The sequence below is a fragment of the Pantoea sp. Ap-967 genome (assembly GCF_011752565.1).
In the GTDB taxonomy this organism is placed as follows: domain Bacteria; phylum Pseudomonadota; class Gammaproteobacteria; order Pseudomonadales; family Pseudomonadaceae; genus Aquipseudomonas.
Map to the genome: position 1 here is coordinate 13,606 of NZ_VWXK01000050.1, position 17,076 is coordinate 30,681.

General features: G+C 63.7%; 13 protein-coding genes. 3 read left to right on the forward strand and 10 right to left on the reverse strand.

Going from position 1 to position 17,076, the window contains the following annotated elements:
- Positions 1-4: 4 nt before the first annotated feature.
- The 5 genes from F3J45_RS28695 to F3J45_RS28715 all read right to left on the reverse strand — a co-directional run bounded on the left by F3J45_RS28695 (position 5) and on the right by F3J45_RS28715 (position 5,690).
- Positions 5-961, reverse strand: a complete 957-nt coding sequence (locus tag F3J45_RS28695) for an AraC family transcriptional regulator (RefSeq protein ID WP_167070728.1) — start codon at positions 959-961, stop codon at positions 5-7.
- Between the two features lie 312 nt (positions 962-1,273).
- The gene (locus tag F3J45_RS28700; RefSeq protein ID WP_167070729.1) at positions 1,274-2,329 is read right to left on the reverse strand and encodes a GlxA family transcriptional regulator; all 1,056 of its coding nucleotides are present in this window, start codon (positions 2,327-2,329) and stop codon (positions 1,274-1,276) included.
- A gap of 131 nt (positions 2,330-2,460) precedes the next feature.
- Complete coding sequence (gene proX / locus F3J45_RS28705; RefSeq protein ID WP_167070730.1) at positions 2,461-3,489, reverse strand: glycine betaine/L-proline ABC transporter substrate-binding protein ProX; 1,029 nt, start codon at positions 3,487-3,489, stop codon at positions 2,461-2,463.
- Positions 3,490-3,554: 65 nt separating this feature from the next.
- On the reverse strand, positions 3,555-4,508 hold the full coding sequence (gene proW, locus F3J45_RS28710; protein WP_167070731.1) for a glycine betaine/L-proline ABC transporter permease ProW: 954 nt from the start codon (positions 4,506-4,508) through the stop codon (positions 3,555-3,557).
- Positions 4,509-4,529: 21 nt separating this feature from the next.
- Entirely contained in the window at positions 4,530-5,690 is a 1,161-nt protein-coding gene (locus tag F3J45_RS28715; protein ID WP_167070732.1) for a glycine betaine/L-proline ABC transporter ATP-binding protein, read from the reverse strand.
- Positions 5,691-6,049: 359 nt separating this feature from the next.
- Between F3J45_RS28715 and F3J45_RS28720 the strand changes: the two genes are divergently transcribed.
- Positions 6,050-7,030: a LysR substrate-binding domain-containing protein gene (locus F3J45_RS28720; RefSeq protein WP_167070733.1), complete on the forward strand. Its 981-nt coding sequence runs from the start codon at positions 6,050-6,052 to the stop codon at positions 7,028-7,030.
- Between the two features lie 148 nt (positions 7,031-7,178).
- On the opposite strand, the gene F3J45_RS28725 is transcribed toward F3J45_RS28720, so the two are convergent.
- Positions 7,179-7,910: a hypothetical protein gene (locus F3J45_RS28725; protein WP_167070734.1), complete on the reverse strand. Its 732-nt coding sequence runs from the start codon at positions 7,908-7,910 to the stop codon at positions 7,179-7,181.
- A gap of 182 nt (positions 7,911-8,092) precedes the next feature.
- On the opposite strand from F3J45_RS28725, the gene F3J45_RS28730 reads away from it, so the two are divergent.
- The gene (locus F3J45_RS28730) at positions 8,093-9,427 is read left to right on the forward strand and encodes a delta-60 repeat domain-containing protein (RefSeq protein WP_167070735.1); all 1,335 of its coding nucleotides are present in this window, start codon (positions 8,093-8,095) and stop codon (positions 9,425-9,427) included.
- Positions 9,428-9,691: 264 nt separating this feature from the next.
- Here F3J45_RS28730 and hisN read toward each other — a convergent pair whose 3' ends face one another.
- Complete coding sequence (hisN, locus tag F3J45_RS28735; protein WP_167070736.1) at positions 9,692-10,483, reverse strand: histidinol-phosphatase; 792 nt, start codon at positions 10,481-10,483, stop codon at positions 9,692-9,694.
- A 220-nt stretch (positions 10,484-10,703) separates the two neighbouring features.
- Between hisN and F3J45_RS28740 the strand changes: the two genes are divergently transcribed.
- Complete coding sequence (locus F3J45_RS28740; RefSeq protein ID WP_167070737.1) at positions 10,704-11,327, forward strand: helix-turn-helix transcriptional regulator; 624 nt, start codon at positions 10,704-10,706, stop codon at positions 11,325-11,327.
- Between the two features lie 136 nt (positions 11,328-11,463).
- On the opposite strand, the gene F3J45_RS28745 is transcribed toward F3J45_RS28740, so the two are convergent.
- From F3J45_RS28745 to F3J45_RS28755, 3 genes are all read right to left on the reverse strand, one after another.
- The gene (locus F3J45_RS28745; RefSeq protein ID WP_167070741.1) at positions 11,464-13,461 is read right to left on the reverse strand and encodes a MacB family efflux pump subunit; all 1,998 of its coding nucleotides are present in this window, start codon (positions 13,459-13,461) and stop codon (positions 11,464-11,466) included.
- Positions 13,462-13,469: 8 nt separating this feature from the next.
- Entirely contained in the window at positions 13,470-14,627 is a 1,158-nt protein-coding gene (gene macA / locus F3J45_RS28750) for a macrolide transporter subunit MacA (protein WP_167070738.1), read from the reverse strand.
- A 71-nt stretch (positions 14,628-14,698) separates the two neighbouring features.
- Positions 14,699-17,076: non-ribosomal peptide synthetase (locus F3J45_RS28755; protein ID WP_167070739.1), on the reverse strand; the 2,378-nt coding region annotated here is incomplete at its 5' end.

The window sequence follows — 17,076 nt, forward strand, 5'->3', positions numbered from 1 at the left end:
CGCTTCAGCGGTGCTGCCGGAGGGTTTCCGACGGCAGCTCGCCGAAGTGCTGGCGGTAGCGTTCGGCAAACCGCCCCAGGTGCAGGAAGCCGTAGTCCATGGCCAGTTCGGTGACGCTGCGCACCGGGCAACTGGCGTCGCTCAGGCAGGCGTGCACCCGCTCCAGCTTGCGCTGGCGAACGTACTGGCCAGGCGTGGTACCAAGCGTGCGGTCGAACAGCGCATACAGCGAACGCACGCTCATGCAGGCCTGCTCCGCCAGGCTTTCGGCACTCAGCTCCAGCTTCAGGTTGTGGTGGATGTAGTCGAGGATGCGCTCCAGGCTGGCAGTGGCGGCGCCCAGGCTTTCGCGCTGGACGTTGGTGTTCATCAGGGTCAGCAGCTTGCAGGCGACAATCTGGCTGTAATGGCCCTGCACGCGGGGCAGCGGCTCGCTCACTTCCGCTTCCTGGCACACCATGGCCAGCAGGTTGACGAAGCCTTCCAGTTCCTCCAGCCGGTAGTGGTTGCGCACAAAGCGCACGCCGCCTGCTGGCCGTTGCCAGCGCTGCTGCTCGCAGACCGAGTCGAGCAGGCGCGTGGGCACTTTGAGGATGAATTTCTCGCAGTCGTCGGAATAGGTCAGGTCAACGGGGTCGTCTGGGTTTATCAGCAGCAGCTCGCCCGGCACCAGGTGCTGCTCGCGCCGGTGCCCGCGCCACAGGCAGTTGCCGCGCAGCAGCACTTGCAGGTGGTAGATGGACTCCAGCGCCGGCGAGGTCACCCGCACGCTGCCGCCGTAGCTGATGCGGCACAGGTCGAGTTCGGCGAAGCTGCGGTGGCTGAGGCTGGCCTGGGGATGGGTGCTGTGCGACAGGCCAATGCAGTGCTGGCCGACATGGCGGTTGACGTAGTCCGACACGGCATAGGGGTCGGCGTGATGGAACACGCTACTGCGCTCGCTCAGCAGGCGGCTTTCCATGGGCAGGCACTCGGGATCGTTATTGTTGTGGTGAGTGACACCTAAGCAAAAAACCGGGGGTTGGGCAATGCGCCGTTGGGATTGGGTGGGCGGATAGCGGACAATGGGGCCTGTGGAATTGGGCGATCAGCGAACAGAATAGTTATGCCTGTGCGGGCCTCTTCGCGGGTAGGAGCGAGCGCAGCTCGCGATGGGCTGCAAAGCAGCCCCGGCATCATGGGCCGCGGAGCTGAAATACCGGGGCCGCTGCGCGCCCCATCGCGAGCTACGCTCGCTCCTACCAGGCCGGCGTAAACACGGTAGATTAAACCCTTAATGAACCGCCATGTCCTGCCGCCCTGCCCACCCCTGGCTGCGTGCCCTGAACTGCCGGGGTGCAATCGCGAACAGCTCACGGAACCGTCGGTAGAAGTGCGGAAAACTGACAAACCCACTGGCCACCGCTACCTCGGTCAACGACTTGCTGGTGTGCTGCAACAACTGCCGCGCATGGGTCAGGCGCAGCTCCAGGTAATAACGCGGCGGCGTCGCCTGCACATGGCGGCGGAACAGGCGCTCCAGGTGGCGGCGGGACAGCCCGGCGTGTTCGGCAATTTCGTCGATGCCAATGGGATCTTCGATATTGGCGTGCATCAGCTCCAGCGCCAGGCGCACCCCGCGCGGCAGGCTCGGGTCCACTTCCGGGGCGCTCGACGGCGTATCGCCAAGCCCCCGGGCGCGGTCGCAGGCCAGCATCTGTTCCACTGCCCGGCGCAGCCCTTCGCCGCCCTTGAATTCGAGCATGGCCAGCATCATGTCCAGCGCGCTGCTGGCCCCGGCGCAGCTCATGCGCCGGCCATCGAGCAGGTGCGCCTGGCGGCTGACCCGTACCTTGGGGAACAACTCGCTCATCATCGCCCGCCCATCGGGGTGGAACGCGCAGTCGTGGTCATTGAGCAAACCCGCTTCGGCGAGGAAATAGGCACCATTCCACAGCCCACCCAGCTGGCAGCCCAGGTGGTCGGCCTGGCGCAACTTGCTGCGCAGCAGCGGCGAGGCTTCCAGGCGCACGCGGAATCCGCCGCACACCAGCAGGCAGTCCAGGCCCTGCACCTCCAGGTCGGCCAGGGCCAGGTTGACCGGCAAGGCGATGCCCAGGTCGCTCATCACCTGGGCGCCCTCACCCACCACCTGGATGTCGAACAGGGGTGTGGCGCTCATCAGGTTGGCGGTGACCAGGGTGTCCATGGCGGCGGTGAAGGCCATCATCGAAAAGTGCTCGCGCAGGACGAAGGCCACCCGCCGGCAAGGCTGGCCGAGGGTGCTGCGGCCGGCGGGGTCGAGGTGGGCGAGGTTGGTGTTCTTGAGGATGCTTTCGAAATGGCTCATGGCGGTGACTCTACGGCGGGGAAAACGCGGTGACTTCTTCGCGGGGCAAGCCCGCTCCTACAGGCGCAGTTTGCGCTGTTCCTGTAGGAGCGGGCTTGCCCCGCGAAAAGGCCTAAGCAGATGAAACAGGATTAGTTGCTGGCCTGGGTAGCGGCGGCGCGGGATGCCTGCAGCCACTGGTCGAACTGCTGACGATGCGCCTCTACCCACTCCTTGGCATGGCGCGTGATGTCGGCCGGCTTCTTCTCGCCCTTCTGCATCTTCAGGTTCTGGTTGCTCTCGTCATCGGTGCTGATCTGCACCAGCGACAGGAACTTCTCGGCGGCCGGGTTCTTCTTGGCGAAGTCCTTGTTCAGCACCGCCACCACCTTGTCGATGGCAAAGCCCAGGTTCTTGCCGTGGTACATGGTATCGACATCATTGTTGCCGTCCGGCAGGTCGGTTTTCGGCACTTCCAGCCATACCACGTCCTTGCCCTCGACCAGCACGCTGGCGATCCACTGCGGCACCCAGGTGAAATACAGGATCGGCTTGCCTTCCTTATAGCGGGTGATGGTGTCGGCCATCAGTGCGAAGTACGAACCCTGGTTGACGGTAACGGTCTTGCTCAGGTCGTAGGCCTTCATGTGGTGGGCGATCACCAGTTCGCAGCCCCAGCCTGGGTTGCAGCCGGTCATGTCGGCCTTGCCATCGCCGTCGGTGTCGAACAGCTTGGCAATCTCGGGTTTCTTCAGGTCGGTGATGTACTTGATGTTGTACTGGTCGGCGGTTTTCTTGTCGATCAGGTAGCCCTGGGCAACGCCCGGCAGGATGTTGCCGGTCTTGACCATCACATCGTCACCGCCAGCCTGCTGGTAGAACTTGTCGTGCAGCTTCTCCCACAGGTGCACGGTGAAGTCGGCATCACCGTTGGCCAGGGCCACCATCATCACCCCGTACTCGGTTTCCTTCGGCTCCTGCACGTTGTAGCCCAGCTCGCGCAGGCCCTCCATGGCCACTTCGCCACGGAACCGCTCTTCGGCAATGGATGGGAAGATCGGCGTGACCTTCACCCCTTCGCCGGGCTTGTCGGCCGAGGCATGGGCGCACAGCGCGGCGGCCACCAGGGTCAGCGCGGTAGCGCATTTGAGGATGCTGCGGGTGAATGTGGATTCGTGCATCGTCGCTTACCTTCTTCTGATTGTTATCTTCAAGTGCGGCAGATCGAATGTATCCAGGGTGCTGTTCAGGCAGTCTTGCGCTGCCCTTGGGGTTGCGCCGCGCCGCACAGGCGCAGCACCAGGCCTACGGGGCCGGTGTGGTACCAGCGCCGGCTTGGGTCGGCGCTGGTGCGCGCGCCCATCGCCTGGGTCAGGCGGTCGAGGAAGATCGCCAGCAACACCAGGCCAACGCCGCCGACCGTGGCCAGGCCCATGTCCAGGCGGCCGATGCCGCGCAGTACCATCTGGCCCAGGCCGCCCACCGAGATCATCGAGGCGATCACCACCATCGACAGCGACAGCATCAGGGTTTGGTTGAGGCCGGCCATGATGGTCGAGGTGGCCAGCGGCAATTGCACGCGGGTCAGCATCTGCCGTGGCGTGCAACCGAAGGCGCGGGCGGCTTCGATCTTGTCTTCCGGCACCTGGCGGATGCCCAGGTTGGTCAGGCGCACCAAAGGCGGCAGGGCGAAGACGATGGTCACCAGCACGCCCGGCACGTTGCCGATGCCGAACAACATGACCACCGGCACCAGGTAGACGAACGCCGGCAGGGTCTGCATGGCGTCGAGCAGCGGGCGAATGATGCTTTCCAGGCGGTTGCTGCGGGCGCAGACGATACCCAGTGGAATGCCGATCACCGCGCAGAAGAACACCGAGGTCAGCACCAGTGCCAGGGTGGTCATCGACTCGGCCCACACGCCGATCAACCCCAGCAAGGTCAGGGTGATGAAGCACAGCAGCGCCATGCGCTTACCTGCCAACTGCCAGCCAAGCAGTGACGAAAGCAGGATACCGATGGTGGGCGGAATGCTCTGCAGGGTGAACTCGATGCCATTGAGCACCTGGTCGATGGGCCAGCGAATGGCACGGAACACGTCACGGAAGTTATGTACCAGGAAGTTCAGGGTGGCGGTCACCCAGTCGCCCAGGGGGATGGTGGCCGCCTGGAACGGGTCGAGCAGGCTGAATTCGGACATGAGGGCTTACCTCTTCTTGTATTAGTGGCGGCTCAGGGTCTGCAGCAGCTCGTTCTTCGACACGGTGCCTTTGAAGGCCCCCTGGCGGTCGAGCACCGGCACCGGGTATGGCAGGTCCGCGGCGATGCCCAGCACCTCGTGCAGCGGCGTGTCGGTGTACACCGGTTGCTGCTCGTGCAGGCTGTAGCGCTCGCTGGCGGTGGCACCGCTGGCGTCGGTGTCGACCACCCCGAGCAATTGGCCACGGTCGTCGACCAGGTAGCCGAACGGCACGCCGGCCTGGAAACTCGGCGCCTTGCCGTTGACCTTGCACACCACGGCCGGGTCGAACTTGGCCACATCACCGGCCTTGAGCACCCGCGAGCTGTCGAAGCTCTTGAAGAAGGTGCGCACGTAGTCGTTGGCCGGCTCGTTTATCAGCTCCTGCGGGGTGCCGATCTGCACCACCCGCCCACCTTCCATGATCGCGATGCGATGGCCGATGCGGATGGCTTCCTCGATGTCGTGGGAAATGAAGATGATGGTGCGTTGCTGCTCGGCCTGCAGGCGAATCAGCTCGCCCTGCATCTCGCTGCGAATCAGCGGGTCGAGGGCGGAAAACGCTTCGTCCATCAACAGGATCGCGGGGTCGTTGGCCAGCGCCCGGGCCAGGCCCACGCGCTGCTGCATGCCGCCGGAGAGCTGGTGCGGGTAGCTGTGTTCGTGGCCGGCCAGGCCAACTTGGCTGAGGGCTTCACGGGCGCGGCTGTTGCGCTCGGCTTCGGGCACGCCGGCAATCTCAAGGCCAAAGGCGGTGTTCTGCAGCACGCTCATGTGCGGCATCAGCGCGAAGGACTGGAACACCATGCCCATTTCCTTGCGGCGCACGTCGAGCAGGGCCTTGTCGGAGAGCCCGGTAATTTCCTTGCCGTTGAGGTGGATGCTGCCGGAGGTGGGCTCGATCAGGCGGTTGAACAGCCGCACCATGGTCGACTTGCCCGAGCCGGAGAGGCCCATGATGACGAAGATTTCGCCACGTTTGACGGAAAAGCTTGCATCGAACACGCCGACGACGTGGCCGGTCTTGCTGAAGATTTCGTTCTTGTCGGCGCCCTTGCGGAGCATCTCCATGGCCATGTCGGGGTTGGGCCCGAATACCTTGAAGATGTTTTTTACCGAAAGAATCTCATCGGCATGGCTCATACGACCCTCTTTATTATGCTTATTAACCAATCTTTCAACATCGCACTTTCAATAAGGCGGGTAGAGATCAGTGCGAGTACGCTTGGCAGTCCGTTCGAATTCGAACGTGAGTCAACACCGGCACGCAGAAAGTCCTGCTTCGAAATTATTAGACATCGCTGTCGCGAATGCCGCGCCGTGGTTTTACGTTAGGCCCTGATCCAGACGGGGTCCAACGACATTTGCATGACGCTAACCATTACCTGAAGTTATCAATCAGCCTGCAGCGGCGGTGCCAGAGCCCCTGCGCATTTACCGCCAGGGCTTTGACAGGCTAGAGTGATCCCCCTTGGCTAGACGAAGGACATCCCGCCACCATCATGGTCAGACACTCCGAACCCGATCAGACGCTGATCAAGATGCCCTCCCTGCGCGCCGTGAAGGTTTTCGTCGCCGCCGCCAAGTACCAGAATTTCACCCGCGCCGCCGAAGCCCTGTGCGTGACCCAGGCGGCGGTCAGCCGGCAGATCCGCGAACTGGAAACCTACCTGGGGGCTGAACTGTTCATCCGCGTGGGCCGGGCGGTGGAACTGAGCGTGGCCGGTTCGATCTTCTTCGATGCGGTGCAGTTGTCGTTCGTCAACATCTCCCAGGCCGCCGAGCGTATCCGCAGCAACACCAACACCAAGCACGTGGTCACCCTGTGCTGCTCGCCGGCCTTCGCTGCACTGTGGATGGGGCCGCGGATGCCGAGGTTCTTCGCAGACAACCCGGATATCGACATCAACCTGGTCACCACGCAGAACTTCCTGTCGATGGAGCCTGGGGTGCGCCCGGACATCTATATCACCAAGCTGGGCAAGATCCAGGCGGGCTACAGCTGCCACCCGCTGAACCACGATGTGATCTACCCGGTATGCTCGCCGCAGTACCTGGCCGAGCACCCCGAGGTGCGCACCCTGGAGGGCCTGCGCGACGGCTCGCTGCTCAACTTGAGCCCCTACGGCCGCTCGCAGGTGGCCGAGCATGTCGACTGGAACGTGTGGCTGGCGTTCCATGATGTCGACCTGAAAAGCCGCGCCAGCACTGCGCCGCACTTTTTCAATGCCAACGACTACAACCTGCTGGTGCAATTGGCCCTGGGCAACCAGGGTGTGGCGCTGGGCTGGCACCACCTGGTGACGCCGCTGCTGGCCCAGGGGCTGCTGGTACGGCCAGTGCCCGAGGAGCTAGTGCTCAAGGACACCTTCCATTTCCTAGCGTTCAACGAGGAAAAGGAACACGACTCCAGTTGCCGGCGGTTGCGAGACTGGTTGTTGGTGGAGTTCCAACCGTTGCTCGAACAGTTGCGCAATACCTAAGCCCGCCTGCACGTCTCGCCCTCGTAGGAGCGAGCAAAGCTCGCGATGCGATCTGGCAGGCGTAACACGCTCAAGGGACCAACCCGGCCGTGACACCGCATCGCGAGCTGCGCTCGCTCCTACCCCAGGCTGGCGTAGCGTTTCGAGATCACTGCACCGGCAGGAAATTCATCAGCAGCAGGCTTTGCGCATAGTTCAGGCCAATACGCCGGTAGCGCTCATCCAGCAACTCGGCCAACAGGTCCAGGCGCGCCACGATCTTGCCGAACTCCACGGCAAAGCTCAGGTTGCTGCCCTCCTCGGAAATTTCGTTGCTGAACAGCAACAGCACCCCATTGGCATCCTGGCGCTGGCTGAGCATCCAGGTGGCCTTCTCGATATTGCGCGCCGCATTGTTGATGAACAGCGGGTCGAGGGTATCGGTCATGTAGAACTCGGTACGCCCACCATGGGCAGTGATCAACATGCTGCCAATGGCGTAGATGAAAGCGCCAACCCGGTCGCCGCGAAATTCCGGACTCAGGGCATAGCTCAGCGCCGCCAGGTCGCGGCGCTCGCCCAGCTGCGGCAGCGGCTGGCGCTGCTCGATGGCAAGGCGGATCTGCCGCTCGGCGGTGGCAGCATCGAGGTAGCCAGACAGCTTCAACTGGCTGGGGTTGCGCAGGTACAGCTTGTTCATCAGCAAGTACAGGCTTTGCAGGTTGTCGCGCATGGCCAGGGTGGCCATGCGGTCGACGCTGGTCTGGAACAGCTCGCTGGGCTTGCCGTCACCGAACTGGCTGACGATGTCACGGCCCTGCTGCTGGCTGCACCCGGCCAAGGCGATAAGCGTGCCTGCCAGCAGCAGGCGCGGAAGAGTTTTGGCGTTGCTTGCAACCATCGGCACCGGGTCGAGAATGGGCGGCCGTACTGGGGATCGGTTCGGCCTGGCCAAGCATAGAGCCCAGGAAACCGAAAAAGTGCGGTGGCCGCCCTTGAATGCCGACCTGGTAATTCTGCCAGTTTCAGAGCAATGACGCCGCGCTTACTGTTGGAGCACCTTCCACCATCAGAGCACGTGCGATGAAGACCAGAAAAGCGGGTGACCTGGACCTTTCCTACGGCGACAAAGGCGACGGGATTGCACGCATACCTCCCATGGGCGGCTTGAATCCGGATACGAACTCCCTCCAGATATACCCTGTTGGCTGGGCCAATGACGGCTCGGCGGCCATGTATGGTTTCAATCCGGATGACCCCACTCGCGCCAACATGGTCTTCACACGCATGAACGCTGACGGCCATTGGGACCGTGAAACAGGGCACGTGCCGATTTCAAAAAATCAGAACGGCCCAATGCCGTTGCAATTTGACGACTTCACGACGCTGATTTACACCACCGGCAATGCGCAGGACGGCGTTCTGACAGCAGGCAAGGCGTACTATTTTGAAGGCGATGACGTTTACCAGGAAATTGTAGTGGGTCGTTACACAGAGCATTTCTCGCCTTGGCCAGGCTTCGGAGACGACGGCATCGCCACGACGCGGCCTGTTGAAGAGCCTGGAAGCCGATTGCTGGATGAACAAATCTCTCCGAAAGTAGCGACCTACATCAGCACGCCGAAACTGGCATTGGCAGCGGACCTGATAAGGGTCGTTTTCATTTCGATGGAGGGGACTGCAGAGGGTTCTATTACCGAAAAAACCTTTTGCATGACACTGGACCCGGCTACGGGAGCACTGGTCAACGCACTTGGCCCTCAATGCAATGAAAGTCGATGGGAACTGCCGAAAATCCAGGGCAACACGTTGACCCCCTACCGCGTGGCTTTCCTCGACGACGGCGGCTTTTTCTTGTTGGCACAAGCCGGCGATTACATGTATCTACTCCGCTTCAAAGCCAATGCGGAGCTGGAGACTTCGTTCGCAGATGGAACGGGCTACATCGTACTTCCGTTCGATTACACGGCCTTTGGCCTGGCTATCAAAGATGGGACGATCGTGGTCTGCAGGGGTGCATCCCATAATATCGCGATACCCGGTGCAACCAACCTCTACGGCTATGACATGGACGGCCACCAGGACCTGCGATTCAGACGCATCGTCCGTCTGCCGGTTGGTAATCTCTCGCTTCACCACGCTTCATTCGATGACCAGGGCCGTCTGGTGCTGGCGGGCGAACGTTACTACGAAGCTGAAAGTGCCGATCAAATTCACTCCGAGTTGTACGTGGTACGGCTGCTGGCTGACGGAACGCTGGACGACAGTTTCGGAAATAGTGGTTTCACGCAGCCCAATGCCTATCTCTGGGCCGCTACCGACCTGAACGTCAACGCGAACGGCATTCGCGTTTTCACACTGATGCCCATGATCGCAAACGGTCCCCAATACGAAATGATCGCCTGTTTCCAACCCTGACGACCTGTGGCCCCAGGGATGGGGCCACCTCACCACTCGCCGATTGACTTCCTCTCCCCCGTAGGAGCGAGCAAAGCTCGCGATGCGATCTGGCAGGTATAACACGCATCAAGAAATCAACGGCCTGGCCAAGCAGAGTGCCCGCAAAACGGGAACAGTGCGGGAATGGCACCGACTGCGCCGGTGTTCGCGGGCAAGCCCGCTCCTACAAGGTATTGCGGGGCGCTTGCGGGCACTGTGCAGTTGGCAGGGCCTGCGCTTCAATCACATGGCGTGGCGCAACATCTCCACCACCTGTGCATGCAGCGCCGGGTCGCCACAGGCCACCACGCAACCACCGTTCTGTGCCGAGCTACCATCCCAGGCGGTGATCACCCCGCCCGCCCCTTCGATGATCGGCATCAGCGCCTGCACGTCGTACGGTTGCAGGCTTGCCTCGACAATCACATCGACGAAGCCCGACGCCAGCATGCAATAGGCATAGCAGTCGCCGCCGTAACGCATCAGCCGCGCCTTGCCGGCCACCGCTTCGAATGCGGCCTTGCGCGCGGCGGTGTCGAACATGTCCGGGGTGGTGCACATCAGCGTGGCGGCGGCCAGGTCGGCGCAGGCCCGGCTTTTCAGCGGCGTGCCACTGCGCCAGGCGCCAGCCGGGGTGCCGACGAAGCGTTCGCCGGTGAATGGCTGGTTCATTACCCCAACCACAGGCTGCGTGCCATCGTTCAGTGCGATCAAGGTTCCCCACAGCGGCAGCCCGGTGATGAACGCCCGGGTGCCGTCGATCGGGTCCAGCACCCAGGTCAGCGGGCTACTGCCCACCGCCACGCCGGCTTCCTCGCCGAGAATGCCGTGCTCGGGGTAGCGGGCCTGGATCAAGGCGCGCATGGCGTCCTCGGCGGCCTTGTCGGCCACGGTCACCGGGTCGTACAGCCGCCCGCCCTTGTCCTCGACCTCAAGGCTCGCCCGGAAATACGGCTTGATCGCGGCAGCGGCGGCATCTGCCAGCTGCTCGGCAAAGGCTTGGAATTCGCCGATCTGTTCAGCGTTCAGGGACATGGGGCAGGCCTCGTGAAAAAAGTTGAGGCGCGCATCATACCCGACAACCCCCGGGGCAGTAGACGTCAAGGAATAGATGCCATTAATCTGACACTATCTCTACTTCATTTAACCGTCACCCAATCGTTGTACTAGGATACTCACCACGTCCCGTCGCCGGCCCAGGATAAAGGCCGCCCAAACCGACGGGATTCGCGCCACCGAACTCATGGACGACACGATGAACGCTCACTTGCTCTATCCCCAGATCGGCAAAGTCATTGCCAGCACTGGCAGCCGCGAGTTTCCGCGCATGCTGCACAACCTGATCCAGGCCCACCTGACCATCGATGCCACGCAGATTCGCCAGTCATGCAGCAACGACGCAGGCGTGATCCACGAAACCGTATTCACCTCGGAGCGCCGGCCCCAGGCGGAATTCAGCGACCCCTCGCGCTTGCACCTGATCCGCCGCAAAGGCGACTCGCGCTACGAAATCCAGGTGCTGCGTGCAGGCTCGGCCTACGGCTTTTCCGCCCATGAACGCAGCCGCCTGGATGACATCTCGCCGCTGTTGTTGCCGATGTTGGAAAAGCACGCCCACGCCCTGCGCCCCGCTAGCGAACGCAGCGCCCCGGAAAGCCTGGCCGAGCGGTTCCTTGAGCGTATCGCCCAGTCTGGCCTGAAGCTGTCGGCACGCGAATGCCAGGTGTGCCTGGGGCTGCTGGCCGGGCAAACGGCGCCGGAGCAAGCCGAGCATTTGCAGCTCAAGGTCAATACCGTGGAGAGCTACCTGCGCCGGGCGGCAATCAAGTTGGGCATCAGTGGCCGGCATTCGTTGATGCGCTGGATGTATACCGAATGACGCCTTCCTGGCCCTCCGGGTTTCCCCTGTAGGAGCGAGCGCAGCTCGCGAAGGGGCCCTTCGGGCCCCGCGCCGCTTGCGGCGACGCATCGCGAGCTGCGCTCGCTCCTACCGGAGGGTGTGGGCCGGCGGAGCCTCAATCCCGCGCCAACGCCTCGATGGGGTCCAGCCGCGCCGCATTTCTCGCCGGCACGAAGCCGAACACCACGCCAATCAAGGTCGAACAGGCGAACGCCATCACGATCGAAGCCGGCGAGAACACCATTTCCCACTGTTTGACGAACAGCTCGAACAGGTAGCCGATCCCATACGACAAGCCGATCCCCACCACCCCGCCAAACAGGCAGACCATCACCGCCTCCACCAGGAACTGCTGGCGAATGTCCGACTGCCGCGCCCCCACCGCCATGCGGATGCCGATTTCGCGGGTGCGTTCGGTGACCGATACCAGCATGATGTTCATCACCCCGATGCCCCCCACCACCAGCGAAATCACGGCAATCAGCGACAGCAGCAGGGTCAGTGAGCGGCTGGTTTTCTGCACGGTCTGCATGATGCTGTCGAGGTTGTTGGTGAAGAAGTCCTTGGTGCCGTGGCGCTGCAGCATCACCTTGGTGACCTCCTCTTCCACCCGCTTGCTTGGCACCCCGTCCTTGATGCGCACGCTGATGCTGTCCAGGTGGCGCTGCCCCAGTACGCGCCCGGCAGCGGTTTCATAGGGCACCCAGATGTTCAACTGGTTGCTGGCCACGAACAGGTTCTTGTTCTGCGCGGTAACGCCGATCACCGTGCACGGCAGGTTGCCAACCAGGATCACCTGCCCCAGCGGGTCGACGTTGCTGCCGAACAGGCGCGTGCGCGTGTTGTGGTCGATCACCACCACCTGGGCCTGGCGCCGGGCGTCGTCGGCGCTGAACACGATACCCGCGGCCAGGGGAATGTTACGCACCTGGAAGTAGTGTTCGCTGACCCCGTTGAGTTGCACGTCCACGTCCAGGTTGCGGTAGCGCACCAGGGTGCTCTGGCCGATCACCGGAGTGGCGCTGTCGACGTAGTACAGCGCGTTCAGCGCCGCCACGTCGGCGGGCAGCAGCGTCTCGATGGTCTTGGCCCGGCTGTCGCCGAAGTTGCTGCCCGAATAGATGTCGATGGTATTACTGCCGATCGCCTGGATGTCCTTGAGGACGTAGCCCTTGGCGCCTTCGCCAATGGCCGAGATCGACACCACCGAAGTGATGCCGATGATGATCCCGAGCATGGTCAGCAAGGTACGCATGCGGTGCGAAACCAGGGCGATCCAGGCCATCTTGAAGGCCTCGCGGAACATCCCCAGGCTGGCCACCAGGCGCCGACTGGGCGGAGCCTTCGGCGCGGCTTGGGCGGCGGGGGCAGGCACGCTGCCTGGGGCGTTGCTGCGGTCGCTGATGATCTGCCCGTCGCTGACCTCGATGATGCGCTGCGCATGGGCGGCCACCTTAGGGTCGTGGGTTACCAGGATTACCGTGTGCCCAGCGTTGTGCAGCTCCAGCAGGATGTTCATTACCTCCTTGCCGCTGGCGGTGTCCAGGGCGCCGGTGGGCTCGTCGGCGAGGATCACCTGGCCACCGTTCATCAACGCGCGGCAGATACTCACGCGCTGCTGCTGGCCGCCGGACAACTGGCTCGGGCGGTGTTCCAGGTGCCCGTTCAGGCCCAGGCGAGTCAGCAGCTCGCGCGCCCTTTCATGGCGCAGGGCCTGAGGGGTGCCGGCGTACACGGCTGGGATCTCGACGTTGTGCAGCGCATCCAGGTGCGGCAACAGGTGGTAGCGCTGGAAGATGAAGCCGAAATGGTCGCGGCGCAGCGCGGCCAGGGCATCGTCGTCCAGCTCACGGGTTTCCTGGCCGCCAACCTGGTAGCTACCGCTGCTGGCGTTGTCCAGGCAGCCAAGGATGTTCATCAGGGTCGACTTGCCCGAGCCAGAAGCCCCGATGATCGCTACCAGCTCGCCGCTGCGGATGTCCAGGTCGATACCCTTGAGCGCCAGGAACTCACGGTCACCGGCGAGGAAGCTGCGGGTAACACCGCGCAAGCGCAACAAGGCTTGGCCCTGGCCACTGGGCACTTCAAGGTGCGGGGTCAGCTCGACATTCATGTTCATGCTCACGCCCCTGATTCGCCAGACACCGGCTCGCCGATCACCACCCGGTCGCCTTCGGCCAGGCCGTCCTTGATCTGCACCTTGACGTTGTTGTTGATGCCGGTCTGCACGTTGCGCTGCTGGGCGAAGCCCTTGGCGTCGAGCACCCGTACCGGGAAGCTGCCATCGCCATTGCGCAGGCCCAGCGCGGCCACCGGCACGGTCAACACGCCCTGGGCGGTGTCGAGCACGATATGCACCTGGGCGGTCATCGAGATACGCAGGCGATGGTCGGGGTTGGGTACTTCGAACAGGGCGTTGTAGAACACCGCGCCCTTGGGCTTGGCACTGCTGCCGTCGCTTTTGTCGCTGCTTTGCGCGTAGTTCTGCGGCGCAGGCTCGGTGCCGCGCAGCTTGGCGTAGTAGCGCTTGTCTTCACCGAGGATGGTGAAGTACACCGCTTGCCCGGGGGTAATGTGGATCACGTCGGCCTCCGACACCTGGGCCTTGACCGTCATGGTGTCCAGGTCGGCCAGTTTCAGCAGCACGGGGGCCAGTTGGTTGGCGATCACCGTTTGCCCTTCCTGGGTGACGATGCCCACCACATGGCCGGTGATCGGTGCGTTGATGCGGGTGTAGCCCAGGTTGACCTTGGCCGTGTCGATTTCCACTCGGGCGCTTTGTATCTGGGCGTCCAGCGAGCGCACCGAAGCTTGCTTGACCTCATAGTCCGACTCTGCGTTCTCGAAGTCCTGGCGTGACACCGACTCGTCGGCCTGCAACTCCCGGTAGCGCTCGTAGACGCGCTTGGCCTGGCGCAACTGGGCCTGGGTCGAGCGCTTTTCGGCCTGCAGCTTCTCCTCGTCGACCTCGGCCTGGCGCAGGGTATTGCGCAGCACCAGCGGGTCGATCTCGGCCAGCCACTGGCCCTGGCTGACCTTGTCGCCGAGCTTGACCTTGAGCGATTTCAGCTGCCCGGACACCTGCGCGCCCACATCCACCTGCTTGATGCCTTCAAGCATGCCGGTGGCCAGCACGGCATTCTCGATGTCGCCCTTTTCCACGGTGGCGACAATGTATTGCGGCGGCTTGGCCGGCGCCTGCACCGCATACAGGGTGATGCCGGCCACCAGCACCACGGCGGCGCCGAGGCTGAATTTGCGAAAGCTGGATTTTTCCATGAACACTCACTTCCATTGAAAGCACATCATCAACGGCCTGCCCCGCCCCGAATGGGGCGGGACGCCTTCACTCACTGGGTCACCTTGCCCGGCTGCAACGCTTGCCCGTCGTGCCACCAGGCCGCCAGGCTGAACACATCCGGCACCTTGAGGATGCTGAAGTGATCCCCTGGGCCCTGCCACAGCGCCAGTTGCGGCATCAGCGCCTGCCAGCCGGCCTGCATCGCCGCCTGCTCGCGGGCATTGGCCGGGGCATCCAAACTGGGGTCGTCGACCAATACCAGCCCCACCGGCCCACGGTAGCCCTGCGCCGGCCGATAGCGCGTGCGCAGCGCCGTGGCGAAGGTGCGCACCGTGCCTTCCAGCACGGCGGGCGCCGAGCGCGCCGGCAGCAGGCCGGTGCGCACCATCGCCCCATGCAACTGGCGCAACTGCTCGTCATCGCTGGCCGCAGCAAAGCCCTGCGGCTCGATGCCCAGGGCTTTGCCGGTGGACAACTGCAGCGCCTGAATCAGCTTTTCCAACGCCTGGCCAAAGGTGTAGGGCCTGCCACAGGAACCGCCCTCGCCCGGCGCCTCGCTGTCGATCAAGGTCAGCGAACGCACCGTGCGGCCCTTGGCTTCCAGGCGCACGGCCATGGCGTGCGCCACCCAGCCACCAAACGAATGGCCGACCAGGTTCAACGGGCCGTGCGGGTACAGCGCCTCGATCGCCAGCAGGTGGCGCTCGGCAGCCGCCTCCACGGTCGCATGGGGCACGGCTGAGCCTTCAAGGCCACGGGCCTGCAGCCCATACAGCGGCCATTCCGGCCCCAGTGCCTCGGCCAGGCCAATAAAACTGGTGACGCTGTCACCGGCGCCTGGCACGCAGAACAGCGGCGCATGGCCTGGCTGGCCGCTCTGAATCGCTACCAACGGCTGGTACGCCGCCGGCTGCGCAACGGGGCGTGCCAGGCTGGCCAGCGCCTGTCCCAGGGCAGCGCCCAAGGCGGCCACATGCGGTGCCTGCATCATGCTGCGGTGGTCGCCGGGCACGCCGACTTCCAGCAGCACCTGGCCCGGCAGCGCCTCGTGCCAGCCGCGGCTGGCGCTGTCGTGCTCGGCGCGGAACAGGTGCACCGGCAGGGTCAGCGGCGCCAGGCGGTAGTTCGCCATGGCATGGCCGTGGGCCAGTTCACGTTCGAAGTAGTGACGCAGTTGCTCATCGCCCATGCTCGACCACAGGCCGTATAGCAGGTGGTGTTCCCGGCAGCTGGCCAACAGCTGGGTGAAGTCGGCCTGCTCGTTTTCCAGGCGTTGCAGTTGCGCCAGGGGCGCAACGCCCGCCTCGCCCTGGGAACGCCAGAAGCTGCTGCAGTTGAGCAGCAACTGGCGCTCCAGCGCACCCGGGCCCTGCCAACGCGCCTTGCCCTGGTCGGCCAGGCGTGGCACGTAGGTGTCGATCAGGCCGAGGAATTCCACCTCCTGGTCCACACCCAGCAGCTGGTTGGCCATCTCGAACGCCAGCACGCCGCCGAACGACCAGCCGGCCAGGCGATAGGGGCCGTGGGGCTGAACCTTGCGCAGCTGCTCGACCTGATAGCGGGCCAGGCATTCCAGCGTGTGCGGTTGCGCCTGGCCGCAGGGTATGCCTGGCAAGCCGTACACCGGAAAATCGCCGGGCAGGTGCTGGCCGAGCACGGGGAAGTAGAAGTCCAGGCCGGTGAACTCGTGAACGAGGAACAGGGGTGTTTGGCTGCCGGTAGCCCTGACCGTTACCACGGCCTGGGCGGGATCGATGCGGCTGGCGTCCAGATGGCGGGCGAACGCGGCCAGGCTGGGTTGCTGGAACACATCATTGAGCGCCGCTGGCAGGTTGGCCTTACTTAGTTTGTCCAGCAGGCGGATGGCGGCCAGGGAGTGCCCGCCGAGCTCGAAGAAATTGTCGTGGCGCCCTACCCGCTCCAGGTTCAGCAGCTCGCACCAGAGTGCGGCCAGCAGGGTTTCGGTTTCGCCTTGTGGGGCTTCGTAGGGGCGCTCCTCAATGGCGTCGGGCTGTGGCAGGACCTTGCGGTCGAGCTTGCCGTTGGGGCTTAGCGGCAGGGCTTCAAGGTGGATGAACAGCGCGGGCACCATGAATTCCGGCAGGTGCGCGAGCAGTGCCGTGCGCAGGGTTTGCGTGCTTTGTGGCTCGCCGGTGTAGTAGGCGACCAGGCGTTGTTCGCGGGCGATCACCACGGCTTCCTTGATGCCCGCGATGGCGGTGAGGCCTGCCTGGATTTCGCCCAGCTCGATGCGCAGGCCGCGCAGTTTTACCTGGTCGTCGTTGCGGCCCAGGTATTCCAGGTTGCCGTCGGCGCGGTGGCGGGCCAGGTCACCGGTGCGGTACAGGCGCCCACCTGGGGCGAACGGGTCGTCGAGGAAGCGTTCGGCGGTGAGCTCGGCGCGGTTGAGGTAGCCACGGGCGACCT